A 15948-nucleotide genomic window follows, 5' to 3' on the forward strand; every position below is an offset into this window, starting at 1 on the left:
CCACCGCGTGCTTGTACTGGAGGGCATTTCGTGAGTGGCTGGGGGGCAAGGACGGTGCGGCGCTTGGACGGCGCGAGAGCGAGACTGCTGCGCCCGCAACCGACGCCTTTTGGACCCGACGTCGATGGTCAGACTTAGCCTGTGCGGGCCTTTCGTTAAAGCATACGACCAGGAGGGATGAGTGTACGATTTCATTAAAATTTTTGGCGAGAGAAACTGCGGGACAAACTTCTTAATTCAGCTTTGTTCAAGGAATTTTACTGCAATTAAAGTTCTTGAGCATGGCGATAATACTGTGCCCAATTCTAGGTCACACATATTTGATGAGAATTTTAGATATTTTGCACTTAATAGACTAATTGATAATCAAAGATTGGAAGAATTTCAATCAAATTTTGGCTGGAAACATTCAGCTGTGACATCTTGTTATCTTCGCATGGCGGAGATTTTTGATAAAACTATGTTTCTTTTTATTGTAAAAAATCCGTATTCATATCTAAATTCGTTATTTAGACGCCCATACAATCTCATGCCGCTTCGAAATACGACCAAATCAGAATTTTTGCGAAGCGCCTTTATCGCAAATCAGAGAGATAATCTTGATGATATTTTGATAGAATCTCCTATTGATTTATGGAATCGCAAGACAAAATCTTACCTGACCGTTGTCAACGATATTAGCAACGCGCGACTTATCAGATACGAGGATCTTGTAGTGGACCTAGCAGGATTCCTGGAATGGATTCATTCGTCGGGAGTGTCACTCGCCGGAAAAATCACCATCCCAGCGGAATCAACCAAAGGCGATCCGTTACTTTTCACCGACTATCGCGATGCTGTGTTGAGCTATAACCCTCAATCAGATTTTCCGCTCGAAGACATCGATTACATCGACTCTTATCTTGATAAAGATTTAGTACACACTTTAAAATATGATAACATCAATAGTATTTCTATTCCGAAGTGGCAGGGAAAATATTCTTTTGAGAGATAAAATAGGAAAAACCGACGCATCGACATATTGCGAAAGTTAATCTGGAGTGCGAGATTTACGAATTTGAATCATTAACCGCACGATCTACGTGACTCTTGCGAAGGCCCAAGGAGGTTGGATCGATTGGGGCCGGACTACAAACAACGATCCACCTTTTGATGTGAAAACAACAAAACTGCACCGCGCCCGGCGCGGCGTTTGGGCCCGAAGCGGTGCGCGTTTGCAACGCCGACGCGTCTCGCTCGGGAAAGCAGCACGATTTCGGAACCGCAACTGCCGCAACGGCTTGACCCGGTGCCGCCGGCCCCGTCACACTCCTCCTGTCCGCGTGGTTTTTCGGCCCGAAGCGACGAGAGGACGAGAGACAAGAGGACATGGCGCGCATCCTGCTGGTCGACGACGAGGAACCGATCCGCGGCTTCCTGAAGCGCGGGCTAGAGATGGACGGTCACACGGTCGTGACGGCGGTCGACGGCAGCGACGGTCTCGACCGGTTGTCAGAGACTGCGTTCGACCTGATGCTGACCGACATCCGCATGCCGCTGATGGACGGCATCGCCTTGGCGCTCGCCGCCAAGCGCGACTATCCGGACCTGACGATCCTGTTGATGACGGGCTTCGCCGACCAGCGCGAGCGCGCCCGCGGCCTCGACGCGATCGTCGCCGACGTGCTGACCAAGCCCTTCACCCTCGCCGACATGCGCGCCACGGTGTCCCGCACCCTGCGCGGCGCCGGGGTGGTAGCGGCGCGCTGACGCGCCTCACTTCGCAGGAGCCGGGCCGGCGAAGCGGGCGAGCGCGAAATCGATGAAGGACCGCAGCTTCGGGGTGATCCGCCGGTCGGGCGCGTAGAGCAGATGCATCGGGCGGGAGACCGGCCGATAGGCCGGCAGCACCTGCACCAGATGGCCCGCCGCCACGGCATCCCGCACCAGGGCGATCGGCTGCAGCAGCAGGCCGAGACCGGCGAGCGCCGCGGTCAGGAGAGCCTGGCCGTTATTGACCAGGAGCCGGTACGACACCTCGACCGTCTCCGGGCCCTCCGGCCCGACGAAGCGCCACTGATCCCCCGTCGCCATGTAGGCGAAACCCAGGCATTCGTGCTGCCGGAGGTCGGCCGGCGCGCGCGGCGCGCCCCGCGCCGCGAGGTAGGACGGGGCGGCGCAGAGGGCGAAGTCCATCGGGCGTAAAGAGCGGGCGATCAGGCCGTTCCCGGCCGGCGGACCGACGCGGAAGATCACCTCGTAGCCCTCCTCGATCAGGTCGGCCTTCCGGTCCGAGAGGGTCAGCTCGACATCGACTTGCGGGTAGGCCGCCAGATAGGCGGGCAGCGCCCGGGCGAGGTCGTAGGCGCCGAAGGTGACGGGAGCGTTCACGCGGATCTGGCCCCGCGGCACCGCTTGGCTGCGCGCCGCCACCGCCTCCGCCGCCTCGACCTCCGCCAGGATGACCCGTACCCGCTCGTAGAGGTCGCGCCCCGCCTCGGTCAGGCTCTGCCGGCGCGTCGTGCGGTGGATCAGCCGGACGCCGAGATGCTCCTCCAGCAGGCGCACCTGCTTGCCGACCGCCTGCGGCGAGAGCCCGAGCAGGTCGCCCGCGGCCGAGAACGAGCCCGTCTCGACGGCCCGGGCGAAGGCCTCCATGCCCGCGAGACGGTCCATCGATCGCAAACCCGGCGTTTCGAATTTCGAATGCGGGCCCGGATTTATCACGGCCCCCGGCGGGTTCATACCGGGACTACGACGAGCGGGGCGGATCAGAGGAGAGACCCGACATGACGACCCAACGCCGCGTGGTGATCACCGAGTTCGGCCCGCCCCAGGTCATGACGCTGCAGAGCGGCGAGCTGGCCGCGCCCGGGGCGGGCGAGGTGTGCCTGCGCCAGACCGCGATCGGCTTCAACTTCATCGACATCTACCAGCGCCGGGGCATCTACCCGCTCGAGCGGCCGACCGGGCTCGGCTTCGAGGCGGCGGGCGTGGTCGAGGCGGTGGGGCCCGGCGTGATGGAGGTGAAGCCCGGCGACCGCGTGGCGTACATGAATGCCGGGGTCGGCGCCTATGCCGACCGGCGCAACGTGCCGGAGGGGAAGCTCGTGCGGCTGCCCGACGGCGTCGGCGACGAGACCGCCGCCGCCCTGCTGTTCAAGGGCATGACGGCGCAGTACCTGCTGCGCAGGACCCATGCGGTCCAGGCGGGCGACCTGCTGCTGGTCCACTCGGCCGCCGGCGGCGTCGGCCAGATCCTGACCCGCTGGGCCACGGCGCTCGGCGCCACGGTCATCGGCACCACCGGCTCCGCGGCCAAGCGCGACGCTGCACTCGCCGCCGGCTGCGCCGCCGTGATCGACCTCGACGGCGACTGGCCCAAGGCCTTCCTGGAGGCGACCGGCGGCGCCAAGGCCCGAGTCGTCTACGATGCGGTCGGCAAGGATACCCTGCTCCAATCCCTCGACTGCGCCGCCCCGTTCGGGCTCGTCGTCTCCTACGGCGCGGCGTCGGGGCCCGCCCCGGCGATCGATCCGGAACTCCTGAACAAGAAGGGCTGCCTGTTCCTGACCCGCCCCTCGGTCTTCCCGCACAACGCCGACCCGGCCACCTTCCGGGCCAACGCCGCCGACCTGTTCGATGCGATCGGCTGCGGCCACGTCGCGGTCGATATCGGGGCCCGCTTCCCCCTCGACCGGGTGGTGGAGGCGCACGCGGCGGCGGAGGCGCGGACGGTGACCGGGGCGATCGTGCTGGTGCCGTAAGAAAACGTTCGGCGTTCAAGACGTCGAGAATATCGCTCAGCCCGTTCACAACCTCATCCTGAGGTGCGAACGCAGTGAGCCTCGAAGGAGGCCTCCAGGGATCGCGGAGGTTACTGGAGGCCTCCTTCGAGGTCAGTCGATCTCCGATCGACTGACACCTCAGGATGAGGTTGTGGTTGGGATGGAAGCGGGATGCTGCGACACCTCAATTCATCCACCAGATCGCCGCGTTGAGCGCGCTCGCGTAGGCCACCCAGGCGGCGTAGGGCACGAGGACGAGGGCGGCGAGACGGTCGAGCGGCAGGAAGAGCCGGATCGTCCATAGGATCATCACCAGCAGGGCGACCACCACGACGAGGCCGCCGCCGAGGTCGTGCCGGGCGAAGAACACCGGCGTCCAAGCGCCGTTGAGGGCGAGCTGGACGAAGAACGCCCACAGGGCGAGCGTCCGGGTGCGCCGCAGGCCCCCCGTCGCCGGGGTGGTGCCGAGCACCCGCCAGCCCGAAAAGGCGATGAGCGTGTAGAGGATCGTCCAGGCGACCGGAAACAGCCAGTTCGGCGGCGTGAAGCCGGGCTTGGCGAGGCCCGCGTACCAAGTCGGAATGTTCGGCGTCGTCGCGAGACTCCCCACGACCGCCACCGCGGCGACGGGGGCGATCGCCGCGAGGAGGCGCGGCAGAGGCGAGAGGACGGGCCGGGCGGGACGGTGAAGCGTGGCGGTCGGCGGCATCTCGGGCTCGGGTGCTATGTGTCTCTCACAAAATTCCCGATCACCGTCGTCGCTCGCTCTGGCGACGTCAGCGCAACGGGAGTTTTGTGAGGTGCACTATACCGGGATGGAGGTTGCGCGCCGGCACCGGTTCTGCAAGGGCGGCGGGGGAGCAAAAAAATCCTCACCGCATCCTGGAGTCCGGCATGAGCAGCGCCCCGCGCCAATGGTCGAAGAAGAGCCTCGCCGCCCAGGCGCTCGGCCACGTCGATCCGGTCACGAAGGCGGTGGTGCCGCCGATCCACGTCGCCACCACCTACATCCGCGACCCCGACAACCATTACTCCTCCGGCTACGTCTACGGCCGGCCCGACAACGCCACGGTGCGCGAGGCCGAAGCGGTGATCGCGATGCTGGAGGAGGCGGAGGCCGGCGCGCTGCTGTTCTCCTCCGGCATGGCCGCCGCCACGGCGGTGTTCGGCGCCCTCGATCCCGGCGACCACATCGTCGCGCCGACCGTGATGTATTGGGCTTTGCGCCGCTGGCTCTCCGAGGAGGCGACCCGCTGGGGCCTGAATGTCGATTTCGTCGCGACCGACGACCTCGACGCGCTCAGAAGCGCGGTGCGGCCCGGGCAGACCAAGCTCGTCTGGCTGGAGACCCCGTCGAACCCGCTCTGGACCGTCACCGACATCGCGGGCGCCGCCGAGATCGCCCATGCGGCCGGCGCGCGCCTCGCCGTCGATTCCACCGCGAGCTCGCCGGTGGTCACCCGCCCCCTGAGCCTCGGCGCGGACGTGGTGATGCACGCCGCCACCAAGGTGCTCAACGGCCATTCCGACGTGATCGCCGGGGCGCTCGCCGGCGCCAAGCCCGACGAGTTCTGGGCCCGGATCCAGCGCATCCGCTCCGGCAACGGCGCGATCCTGGGGCCCTTCGAGGCCTACCTCTTGATGCGCGGCATGCGTACCCTGCACGTGCGCATCGCGGCCCAGATGGCGAATGCCGGCGATCTCGCCCGGCGGCTCTCGGCGCATCCCGCCGTGGCTCAGGTGCTGTATCCGGGCTTGGCCCGGCATCCCGGCCACGCGGTGGCGGCGCGCCAGATGACCGGCGGCTTCGGCACCATGCTGTCGATCCGGGTGGCGGCGGGCGAGGCGGCGGCGATCCGGGCGGCGGCCCGGGTGGGCCTGTGGAAGCGCGCGACCTCGCTCGGCGGCGTCGAGAGCCTGATCGAGCACCGCGCCTCGATCGAGGGCCCGAGCACCCCCTGCCCGCCGGACCTGCTGCGGCTCTCGGTCGGCATCGAGGATGCGGACGACCTCTACGCCGACCTGGACCAGGCCCTGCGGCAGGAGTGAGAGGCCGGACAATCCGGCCGCGGGAGCTTCCGGCACTGTCTGCGCGTTGAACCGGCGAAGCTTTTTCTTCTCCGGTTCACGGGAGACCCACCATGCCCGCCGCCCTGCCCTTCGCGCTCCTCGGCGCCCACCTCGTCCTCGTCGCGGCGGATGGTCCGCCGCGGCTCGACATCGAAGGCACTTGCCAATCCCCCGGCCGCGCCTCGGTCAGCCAGGAGGCCGGCTCGGACGGCTGCCTGCGCTCCGAGCGCTCGGCGGGCGACGAGCTGCGCAAGCGCTGGGGCCAGTTCTCCAGTTCGGCCAAGACCCAGTGCTCGCAGCAATCGCGCGCCGGCGGCTTCCCGAGCTACGTCGAGATGCTGACCTGCCTCGAACTCGCCAGCGGCGCCGTGCCGGTGACGAGCCCGACCAACCGCGCCACCGCCGGCCAGGGCAGCCCCGCCACCACCGGCAGCGTCCGCGGCCGCCCCGAGGAGCGCGCCGACAGCCTCACCGCCGAGCCGAAACCGAGCCAGCGCACCGACCCGATCAAGGTGCTGGGCAAGCCGGCGCAGTAGGGTTAAGCATATTTCGCAAGAGTGGTAACTGGCTCTTCGATAAGACCTGCGGCAAACAAAAATTTGAGCGGACGAAGCGTGCCTTACCGACGCAAGTCCGCTTAGCGCTACAGCACGGCGGCGTAGGGACGGAGCACGTCGACTGTCTCGACAAGGCCGGCGGCATCCATGTCGACGAGAAGCGCCTCCGGGTGCTTCTCGGGACGCTTGAATCGTAGCCGCATCGTGCGAATAGCCGCAGTCGCCCGGCCCATGTCGAGCGCGATGGTATCGGCTAGAAAAGCGTCGGTGGAACGAGCCTCCAGATCCAGCGGCAGAAGAATCTCCGCTGGAAAATCCTTCAAGTTGTCCGTCACGATGACCGAGGCTCGCGTCTTGATCGCTGCAGCCAGGACGTGGGCATCGTCCTTGTCCGGCAGTTTTTCACCGTGGATCAGGAGATCCGTGAAGCCCGTGACCATGGCCTCCTCGAACGCTGCCTCCATGTTGGCTCGCGCGCGCATCGCGTGGGCATCAGCGTCGGGAACACCCTTGCCTGACAGAATCTCCGCGATGGCGCGCTCCGTCTCCGTCAGGACGGGCTCTGACCATCGAACGCGAAAGAACTCAGCCTCCGCCAACGTCAGCAGCAGGTTCCGCTTCAAGGCACCGGCAAGTGCGCAGGCATCGATGAAGGCGGTGAAGCGGCTGGCGAACATGGTTCAGAGATGCTCGGCGTCCATCTCCGCCAGGGCGGACAACGCTTCGCCCCGCTTGGCATCCCGCGCTCGCTTGTAGTCGAACAGATGCTCCGCCTTGATCCGGCGATGCCGCCCGACCAGCGTGTGGGGGATCTCCTGCCGGTCGAGCAGGGAGATGAGGAACGGCCGCGAGACGTTCAGCAGGTCGGCCGCCTGCTGGGTGGAGAGCATCTGTCCGACCGACACCAGCGTCACCGCATGGCCGCTGCCGACATGCCGCAGCAGGTCGATCAGCAAGTTCGACAAGGCGGGGGTGAGCGTCACCTCGACCGGGGATTTGGCCTGGTCGAGGATGCGCAGGCTCGTTCGGTCGGTCGCGTGACTGGCCAGGATCGTACGGAGCTGGTTGGCCGCCGCCCGCTCGTCGTCCGAGGGAAGGCGACGACCGAGAGGTTCGACGTAGGCCGGCGCAGTCATGAAGGCCCCCTCTTTCCGAACCGAAGCGATCCCACTATTCGCAACAATCGCAACGAACGCAACAGTCGAAACGCGGGGATCGTGAGAGGCGTTCCGGTCGCTCAGATGTCCCGTGACGGCAGCGCCTTCGCGTCGTCGGTCGCCGTGGCGAGCCAGACCGGGGCCTCGCCGCGTACCTGAAGCGACCGGGCAAGGGCCGGCGGCGCGGCGCGGGCGGCGGCGAGGTCGCGCAGCTCCGGGGCCTGGGCGGTGTCGTCGACCGTGAGGAACAGGCCGCGCCGGCGCGCCGCCTGGCCGAGATCGGCCCGGCTCGTCAGGACGCTGAGGGCCGGGCTCACCAGGAGCGCGAGGACGAGCGGCGCCATCCAGAGGGCCAGCAGCGCATCGGCGGCGTAGGCCACGGCCGCCGCCAGCAGGCCACCGGCGACCAGCGAATCGGCCTGGAGCCGGCAGGCCTCGGACCACGGCACCCTGCGGTCGTCGCGCACCTGGGTATCCCAGCGCACCACGCGACCCGCAAAGGTCGTCGCCACGGCGCCGGCATTGAACAGGGTCATGACCGGCCAGAGCAGCACCCACAGCGCCTGCTCGAGGGCGGCGCTCACGAGCAGGTTCCGGGTGCCCCCGAAGGCGGCGCGGCGCTGAGAAGACATGAGGACGTGGCCGAGGCTGAGGAGCTTCGGTGCCGCCAGCACGGCGAGGCTCAAGGATGCCAGGATCGCCGCCGCCGGGCCGTCGCCGGTGAGGCCGTAGGCGAGCAATCCGAGATCGCCGCTGCGGATCGCCTGCCAAGTCCCGAGGGCCAGGAAGGCGACCCAGACCGGCGAGGCGAGGTAGGACAGGATGCCGGCGCCGAGGTGCCAGCGGCTGCCGGCGGTGAGGCCGGGCAGACCGATGATGCCGAGATGCTGCAGGTTGCCCTGGCACCAGCGCCGTTCGCGGCCGAGCAGGTCGGTGAGGTTGGTGGGCATCTCCTCCCAGGTGCCGGGCTCTTCCGGCAGGAGGCGCACTTCCCAGCCGGCCCGGCGCAGGAACGCCCCCTCGACCGTGTCGTGGCACAGGATCTCGCCGCCGAGCGGCGCGCGGCCGGGCAGCACCGGCAAGTCGGCGTTGGCCGCGAAGGCTTTGACGCGCAGGATGGCGTTGTGGCCCCAATAGCCGCCGTCCGGCCCCTGCCAGGTCTCCAGCGCTCGGATCGAGAGCGGGGCGTAGAGCCGCACGGCGAATTGCTGGATACGGGCGAACAGCGTGTCGCGCCCGGCGGCGTAGCTGACGGTCTGGATCAGGCCGGTGCGCGGGTTCTCCTCCATCAGCCGCACCAGGCGGCGCATGGCCGCACCGGTCATCAGGCTGTCGGCGTCGAGCACGATCATGAAGTCGTAGTCGTGGCCGTAGGTGGCGCAGAACTCGCCGATATTGCCGGCCTTGCGGCCGGTATTCTCCCGCCGGCGGCGGTAGCGGATCGCCGGCAGGCCGGACCCGGTGGTTTCGCGCCATGCCTGGATGCGGGCGAATTCGCGCTCCTCGGCCGCCGCAATCTCCGGGTCGCGGGTGTCGCTGAGAACGAAGATGTCGAGGTCGCGCCCGTCGCCGCCAGTGCGGGCCAGCGATCGCGCCATCACCCGGATCGCCGCGAAGACCGCGGCCGCATCCTCGGCGTGGATCGCCACGACGGCGGCGGTGCGGCTGCGGCCGCTCGCCACCGGCGGCGTTGTCGCGGCCTGCCGCTCGATCACCGACATCACCCGGCCCCCGAGTCCGGCGGCGAGCGCGCCGTAAAGGTAGGTCCAGGCGATGTAGGACTGCCAGGCCATCGCCAGACAGAACAGCGCGAGCACGGCCGCTTCGAGCGGCCCGTCCGGCACGCCGGTCGCGGCGAGCGCCGCGGCCGCGAGGGCGAGCGCCGTCGCGACGGTCGGCAGGAACAGGGCCAGGCGGCGGCGGCGCAGGGACGCGGCCTCCCGCCGGGCGTCTTCCTTGACGTCCTGCCGGTGGGCGAATTCCGCGCCGGGCGCAGCCGGCACCGCATCGTGCGACGAGGGAACGAGGGGCATGGAGGGGTCGCGTGAACTCGGTGGAGGGGAGCCGAAGCGGGATGCCGGTCGAGCGCCGTCCAGGCGCTATCCTGCTGACATCTCTTGGAGCAATCGGGCTGAATGACGCCAGAACGATGACACCTGTTCGCGGCGTTCCCGCCCCATAGATACAGGATGGAGGTATCGGCCGAGGCAGGCCGGCAGCGGAGGAGCGCGACTTGTGCCGCAGACCATCCTGATTACCGGCGGGGCCGGCTTCATCGGCCGGGCCGTGGCGCGGGCCCTCGTCGCCCGGGGCGACCGGGTGCGCGTGCTCGACAGCCTGATCGAGCAGGTCCACGGGACGCAGGCCAGGCCCGAGGGGCTGCCGGACGCGGTCGAGCTGCGGCGCGGCGACATCCGCGACGGGCGCGCGGTGGCCGATGCCGTGGCCGGCGTCGACGCGGTGATCCACCTCGCCGCCGAGGTCGGGGTCGGCCAGAGCATGTACGACGTCGACCGCTACGTCGCGGTCAACGAGCACGGCACCGCGATCCTGTTCCAAGCCCTGATCGAGCGGCCGGTGCGGCGGGTGGTGGTCGCCTCCTCGATGAGCGTCTACGGCGAGGGGCTGTATCGCGGCGCCGACGGGCGGGTGCGCGAGGAGGTCGTGCGCCAGCCCCGCTCCGGCCCCGACGCGCCGTGGGATCCCCTCGACGAGGAGGGGCGGCCGCTCGTACCGGTGCCGACCCCGGAATGGAAGCGCCCGGCCCTGGCCTCGGTCTACGCGCTGGGCAAGTACGCCCAGGAGCGCCTGACCCTGATGCTGGCCCCAGCCTACGGCATGGAGGGCGTGGCCTTGCGCCTCTGGAACGCCTACGGGCCGGGCCAGGCGCTCTCAAACCCCTATACCGGCGTGCTGGCTATCTTCGCCTCGCGCCTGCACAACGGCGCGAGCCCGGTGATCTTCGAGGACGGGCACCAGCGGCGCGACTTCGTGCAGGTCGATGACGTGGCCCAGGCCTTCCTGCTCGCCCTCGACCGGCCCGGGGCCGCCGGCCAGGTCTACAACATCGGCTCGGGCGAGGACCGCTCGGTGCGCGAGGTCGCGGCCCTTCTCGCCCAGGCGATGGGCCGGCCGGACCTGCCGCCGGAGATCGCCGGCAAAGCCCGGGCCGGCGACATCCGACACTGCATCCCAGACATCACGAAGGCGCGCGACAAGTTGGGCTACCGTCCGGCCCGCGACTTCGCGGACGGGCTCAAGGAACTCGCCGCCTGGGTGGCGGAGCAGGAGGAGGCCCGGGACCGGGTCGAGGAGGCGCGCCGCGAGCTCGACCGGCGCGGGCTGGTGGCGTGATGACGGGTCACGCGATCACCGGCCGGCGCCCGGTCCTGATCACCGGGGGCGCCGGATTCATCGGCTCGAACCTCGCCGATTCCCTCGCGGCGGAAGGGCAGGACGTGCTCGTCTACGACGCCCTCATGCGTCCGGGGGTCGAGGCCAACCTCGCCTGGCTGAAGGAGCGCCACCCGCAGCGGGTCTCCGCCGTGACGGCGGACATGCGCGACGCGGGCTCCCTGTCTGCGGCGGCCGCGGAGGCCTCTTCGGTGGTCCACCTCGCCGCCCAGGTCGCCGTGACGACGAGCCTGACCGATCCGGCGGCGGATTTCGCCGTCAATCTCGGTGGGACGCTGAGCCTGCTCGAGGCCCTGCGCCGGCGCCCCGACCCGGCCCCGCTGGTCTTCGCCTCGACCAACAAGGTCTATGGCGACCTCGCCGACCTGACCTACCGGCGGGTGGGCGACGCCTACGCGCCGGAGGATCCGGAGATCCTCGCCCACGGCATCGGCGAGGACCGCCCCCTCGATTTCCACACGCCCTATGGCTGCTCGAAGGGCGGGGCTGACCAGTACGTGCTCGACTACGCCCGCAGCTTCGAGGTGCCGACCTGTGTCCTGCGGATGAGCTGCATCTACGGCCCGCGCCAGATGGGCACCGAGGACCAGGGCTGGGTCGCGCATTTCCTGATCCGGGCGCTGGAGCGCGAGCGGATCACGGTCTATGGCGACGGCTGCCAGGTGCGCGACGTGCTCGATGTCGGCGACGCGGTCGCGGCTTACCGGGCGGCGCTGGCGCGGATCGGGCAGGTGAAGGGCCGGGCCTACAATCTCGGCGGGGGTCCGGCCAACGCGGTGTCGCTGCGCCGGGTGCTCGCGGCCATCGAGGGCCTCGTCGGCCATCCCCTCGACCTGGGCTTCGAGGAGTGGCGCGCCGGCGACCAGCGCTACTACGTCTCCGACACCCGCCGCGCCGCCGCCGATCTCGGGCTCGGGGCGCCGCTGCCCTGGCACCGGGGGCTGACACGGCTGGCGGATTGGCTCGCCGAGAGCCGGGGCCTGCGCCTGATTCCCCGGGCGGTGCCGGCCTGAGCCACGCGCGAGAGACGCTTCGGTTCCAGCCTTGAGCCCGCGAAAACGGCATGGCGCTCACTGCGCCATGCGCCTGCGGCATGAGGCCGGTCCCATTGGTATCAATCGCTTAACCGCATTCGGGCGAAAAGCCCTTGTCGTCCGGAGCGGCCCCGCCACTTCTCAATAGTCGCCCCCAGTATCGCGATGCCCGTTCCCGGTCCAGGACAGCCGCTTTGAGAATCGCCCTCGTCAACCCGACCTGGAGCTTCGAGAACAGCATCTATTTCGGGTGCCGTTCCCCGCACCTGCCGATCGAACTCGGGGCCTGCAAGGTGCTGCTGGAGCGGGCGGGCCACGCGGTGCTGATGCTGGACGGGGCCCTCGACGGGCTCTCCCTGACCGCCCTGGCCGAGAGGGTGGCGGAGTTCGCCCCCGGGATGACGGTGGTGACCACCGCCCCGACCTACCTGTTCTGGCGTTGTGCCCAGCCCGAGCTGCGGGTACCCCGCGCCTTCCTCGACGCGCTCGGGGATCGCGGCGGCCGCACCGTCGCGGTCGGCCCGCACGGCTCGGTCACCCCGGAGACGACGCTCACCAAGCTCGCCTGCGACATCGTGGTGCGCGGCGAGTGCGAGGAGGTGGTGACGCGATTGGCCGAGGGCGGGCTTGCTCGGCTCGATGCCGTGCCGGCCCTCGCTTTTCGCGATGGACCTGAGACGGTCGTCACCGGCGGGCCGGCGGCGACTGGCTTCGTCGATCTCCCGGCCCTGTCCTGGCCCGACGCCTGGGTGGCGCGCCACGCCCACCACCACCACCGCTTCGACCGGGCGCCGGAGGGACCGGGTGCCGAGGTCGAGGCCTCGCGCGGCTGCCCTTATTCCTGCACCTTTTGCGCCAAGATCGACTTCCGGGACAAATACCGGCGGCGCGCGCTGCCGCACATCCTGGAGGAGGTCGACCGGTTGATCGCGCAGGGAGCGACCTATCTCTACTTCATCGACGAGATCTTCCTGCCGCAGAAACCGCTGCTGGAGGCCCTCGCCGCGCGCAAGGTGGAGTTCGGGGTGCAGACGCGGATCGACCTGTGGAAGCCCGACATGCTCGACCTGCTGGGTGCCGCGGGCTGCGTCTCGATCGAGGCCGGCGTCGAGAGCCTGACGGAGGCCGGCCGCGCGATGCTCGACAAGAATTGCCGCGCCTCGACCGACGATCTCGCCGAGCGCCTGATCCATGCTCGCCGCTCGGTGCCGTTCGTGCAGGCGAACCTGATCAAGGTCGCGGGCGACGATCCCGAGCTGGTGGCGGCCTGGCGCGACCGCCTGCGCGCCGCCGGCGTCTGGGCCAACGATCCCGTGCCGCTCTACCCCTACCCGTCCTCGCCGGATTACCGCCGCCTCTGGGGCGAGCCGGACGGCGAGGCCTGGGAGCGGGCGCACGCCCATTACCTCGGCCAGTTCGACCGCTTCAGCGACATCCAAGAGGAGCGGCCGGCCCCGTTGCGCGAGTTGGAGGCGGCATGCTGCCCAGCCTGACGGTCCCGGCCGGACGTCCCCTCCCCTACCGGGGGGCGCCGGTCCTGAACCTGTTCATGACCGTCGATGCGGTCGGCGGCGTCTGGCAATACGGGCTCGACCTCGCCGAGGAGCTGACCCGCCAGGGCATCGGGGTGACGCTCGCGGTGCTGGGGCCCGAGCCGTGCCAGGACCAGCTCCGCGCCGCCCGCGCCATCCGCGGCCTCGCCCTCTGCCCCCTCGGGGCGAGCCTCGACTGGACGGCGCTGACCCCCGGCGAGGTCGAGGCCGCCGCCGCGATGGTCGCCCGCGAGGCCGAGCGGGCCGGCGCCGACCTGATCCACCTCAACAGCCCGGCGCTCGCCGCGCTGACCGAGTTCTGCGCCCCCGTGGTGGCGGTGGCGCATTCCTGCGTGGCGACCTGGTGGGCGGCGATGCGCCCCGGCCCGCTGCCGCCGGACCTCGCCTGGCGGGCGAGCCTCGCGGCGGAGGGCTACCGCCGGGTCGACGCGCTCTTGAGCCCGACCCGCGCCTTCGCGGAGGCCACCGCCGCGACATACGGCATCGCCCCGCCCCGGGTGGTGCCGAACGGCCGGCGCAAGCCCGCCGACCGCGGCCAGCGCAGTCCGGCGGGCGCGGCCGCCTCGCCCTTCGCCTTCACCGCCGGCCGGCTCTGGGACGAGGGCAAGAACGCCCGCACCCTCGACCGGGCCGCCGCCCGGATGCAGCTGCCGCTGCTCGCCGCCGGCGACCTGAAAGGTCCGAACGCGGCGCAGTTCTCGCCCGAGCATCTGCGACCGCTGGGGCGACTCAGCGACCAGGACGTGGCGCGCTGGCTCGCCGGCAGCCCGATCTACGCCTCCGCCGCCCGCTACGAGCCCTTCGGCCTCGGCGTCCTGGAGGCAGCGAGCGCCGGATGCGCCCTGGTGCTCTCCGACATCCCGACCTTCCGCGAATTGTGGGACGAGGCCGCGATCTTCATCGCGCCCGAGGACGAGGCGGGCTTCGCCCACGCCATCGAGATGGTGGCGGCCGATCCCGCGATCCGGGCGCGGCTCGGCGCCGAGGCGCGGATGCGGGCCGAGGCGTTCACGGTCGAGGCGATGACGGCGGGCGTGCTCGATGTCTACCGGGCGGTGCTCGAGGCCCCGCCCCTGCGGGCCGGGGCGCCGGCGTGAGGATCGTCGCCTTCACGCATTCCCTGCGCTCGTGCTGGAACCACGGTAACGCCCATTTCCTGCGCGGGGTGCTGCGCGAGCTGCAGGCCCTCGGCCACACGGTGGCCGTGCACGAGCCGGCGGATGCCTGGAGCGTCGAGAATCTTCGTCGCGACCACGGCGAGGCGGGCCTCGCCTCTTCGCTGGCGCCCTACCCGGAACTGACGGCCACGATCGACCCGCCGGGCTCCGATCCGGAGGCGGCGCTCGACGGCGCGGACCTCGTGCTGGTGCACGAGTGGAACGCGCCGGCCCTCGTCGCCCGCATCGGCGCGGCGCGGCGCAACGGCGGCCGGTTCACGCTCCTCTTCCACGACACCCACCACCGCGCGGTGAGCGAGCCCGACGCGATGCGGGCCTACGACCTCTCGGGGTATGACGGCGTGCTGGCCTTCGGCGAGACGCTGGCCGAGGTCTATCGCGGCTGGGGCTGGGGACATCGCGTCGTCGTCTGGCACGAGGCCGCCGATACCCGCCTGTTCCATCCGCCGGCGGTGGAGGGTTTTCGCGAGGGACTGGTCTGGATCGGCAACTGGGGCGACGGCGAGCGCAGCGCCGAGCTGGAGCACTTCCTGTTCGGGCCGGCGCAGCGGGCGGGCTTGCCCCTCGATATCTGGGGCGTGCGCTATCCTGACGCGGCTCTCGCGACGCTGGGGCGCTACGGCGCCCGCTACCGCGGCTGGCTGCCCAATGCCCGCGCCCCAGAGGTCTTCTCGCACCACCTCGCCACCGTGCACGTGCCGCGGCGCTTCTACGTCGAGGCCCTGCCGGGCATCCCGACGATCCGGGTGTTCGAGGCTTTGGCCTGCGGCATCCCCCTGGTCTCGGCGCCCTGGCGCGACAGCGAAGGCCTGTTCACGCCGGGACGCGACTTCCTGGTGGCGCCGGACGGCGCGGCGATGGAACGCCACCTGCGCGACCTTGCGCGCGATGCGAGCTTGCGGGTGGAACTCGCGGAGCACGGTCTGCGGACGATCCGGGCGCGGCACACCTGCGCGCATCGGGCGGCGGAGCTGCTGGCGGTGGCGGAGCGGCTGCGGGGGTGAGCGGGACGGCTTTCCCCGTTCGAACCTATCCTTCGAAGGCCGACGGCTCCTGAACCCTCCCCCTCCACGGCAGGGCTATCGCATATGGCGAACGAGGCGTTCCAGGAAATCGTCGTCCCAGCCAGCCATCTGCATTTTGGTGTGGAGCGAGGCCTTGGTCGGATCACGACGCAGGTTATTGAGAGCCATGCGTCGGATCAGGGCGATGTTGCGC

General features: G+C 69.3%; 15 protein-coding genes. 10 read left to right on the forward strand and 5 right to left on the reverse strand.

Going from position 1 to position 15948, the window contains the following annotated elements:
• The first annotated feature begins 181 nt into the window (after window positions 1-181).
• Window positions 182-994, forward strand: coding sequence for a hypothetical protein (locus ABZT49_RS12880; RefSeq protein WP_355286457.1), 813 nt, complete (start codon window positions 182-184; stop codon window positions 992-994).
• A gap of 374 nt (window positions 995-1368) precedes the next feature.
• On the forward strand, window positions 1369-1749 hold the full coding sequence (locus tag ABZT49_RS12885; RefSeq protein ID WP_109973664.1) for a response regulator: 381 nt from the start codon (window positions 1369-1371) through the stop codon (window positions 1747-1749).
• Between the two features lie 6 nt (window positions 1750-1755).
• Here ABZT49_RS12885 and ABZT49_RS12890 read toward each other — a convergent pair whose 3' ends face one another.
• The gene (locus ABZT49_RS12890; protein ID WP_355286458.1) at window positions 1756-2655 is read right to left on the reverse strand and encodes a LysR family transcriptional regulator; all 900 of its coding nucleotides are present in this window, start codon (window positions 2653-2655) and stop codon (window positions 1756-1758) included.
• A gap of 113 nt (window positions 2656-2768) precedes the next feature.
• Between ABZT49_RS12890 and ABZT49_RS12895 the strand changes: the two genes are divergently transcribed.
• Complete coding sequence (locus ABZT49_RS12895) at window positions 2769-3746, forward strand: quinone oxidoreductase (protein ID WP_355286459.1); 978 nt, start codon at window positions 2769-2771, stop codon at window positions 3744-3746.
• Window positions 3747-3951: 205 nt separating this feature from the next.
• On the opposite strand, the gene ABZT49_RS12900 is transcribed toward ABZT49_RS12895, so the two are convergent.
• Entirely contained in the window at window positions 3952-4476 is a 525-nt protein-coding gene (locus tag ABZT49_RS12900; protein ID WP_355286460.1) for a TspO/MBR family protein, read from the reverse strand.
• A 185-nt stretch (window positions 4477-4661) separates the two neighbouring features.
• On the opposite strand from ABZT49_RS12900, the gene ABZT49_RS12905 reads away from it, so the two are divergent.
• Entirely contained in the window at window positions 4662-5816 is a 1155-nt protein-coding gene (locus ABZT49_RS12905; protein ID WP_355286461.1) for a PLP-dependent aspartate aminotransferase family protein, read from the forward strand.
• Window positions 5817-5908: 92 nt separating this feature from the next.
• Window positions 5909-6373, forward strand: a complete 465-nt coding sequence (locus ABZT49_RS12910) for a hypothetical protein (protein WP_355286462.1) — start codon at window positions 5909-5911, stop codon at window positions 6371-6373.
• A gap of 107 nt (window positions 6374-6480) precedes the next feature.
• On the opposite strand, the gene ABZT49_RS12915 is transcribed toward ABZT49_RS12910, so the two are convergent.
• From ABZT49_RS12915 to mdoH, 3 genes are all read right to left on the reverse strand, one after another.
• Complete coding sequence (locus ABZT49_RS12915; protein WP_355286463.1) at window positions 6481-7071, reverse strand: PIN domain-containing protein; 591 nt, start codon at window positions 7069-7071, stop codon at window positions 6481-6483.
• 3 nt (window positions 7072-7074) lie between these two features.
• A complete protein-coding gene (locus tag ABZT49_RS12920; protein WP_355286464.1) occupies window positions 7075-7530 on the reverse strand; it encodes a helix-turn-helix domain-containing protein in 456 nt (151 codons plus the stop codon).
• A gap of 101 nt (window positions 7531-7631) precedes the next feature.
• Window positions 7632-9584: a glucans biosynthesis glucosyltransferase MdoH gene (mdoH, locus tag ABZT49_RS12925; protein WP_355286465.1), complete on the reverse strand. Its 1953-nt coding sequence runs from the start codon at window positions 9582-9584 to the stop codon at window positions 7632-7634.
• Window positions 9585-9786: 202 nt separating this feature from the next.
• Here mdoH and ABZT49_RS12930 point away from each other — a divergent pair, with 202 nt between their 5' ends.
• The 5 genes from ABZT49_RS12930 to ABZT49_RS12950 all read left to right on the forward strand — a co-directional run bounded on the left by ABZT49_RS12930 (window position 9787) and on the right by ABZT49_RS12950 (window position 15734).
• Window positions 9787-10905: an SDR family NAD(P)-dependent oxidoreductase gene (locus ABZT49_RS12930; protein WP_355286466.1), complete on the forward strand. Its 1119-nt coding sequence runs from the start codon at window positions 9787-9789 to the stop codon at window positions 10903-10905.
• Window positions 10905-11978 (forward strand): SDR family NAD(P)-dependent oxidoreductase, encoded by a 1074-nt coding sequence (locus ABZT49_RS12935; RefSeq protein ID WP_355286467.1) that lies wholly within the window; start codon window positions 10905-10907, stop codon window positions 11976-11978. Before ABZT49_RS12930 ends, ABZT49_RS12935 begins: the two co-directional genes overlap by 1 nt.
• A gap of 215 nt (window positions 11979-12193) precedes the next feature.
• On the forward strand, window positions 12194-13492 hold the full coding sequence (locus ABZT49_RS12940) for a TIGR04295 family B12-binding domain-containing radical SAM protein (protein WP_355286468.1): 1299 nt from the start codon (window positions 12194-12196) through the stop codon (window positions 13490-13492).
• Window positions 13477-14649, forward strand: a complete 1173-nt coding sequence (locus tag ABZT49_RS12945; RefSeq protein ID WP_355286469.1) for a glycosyltransferase family 4 protein — start codon at window positions 13477-13479, stop codon at window positions 14647-14649. Before ABZT49_RS12940 ends, ABZT49_RS12945 begins: the two co-directional genes overlap by 16 nt.
• Entirely contained in the window at window positions 14646-15734 is a 1089-nt protein-coding gene (locus ABZT49_RS12950) for a glycosyltransferase (protein WP_355286470.1), read from the forward strand. Before ABZT49_RS12945 ends, ABZT49_RS12950 begins: the two co-directional genes overlap by 4 nt.
• Window positions 15735-15948: the final 214 nt, after the last annotated feature.

This window comes from Methylobacterium sp. EM32 (assembly GCF_040593685.1).
Taxonomy (GTDB): Bacteria; Pseudomonadota; Alphaproteobacteria; order Rhizobiales; family Beijerinckiaceae; genus Methylobacterium.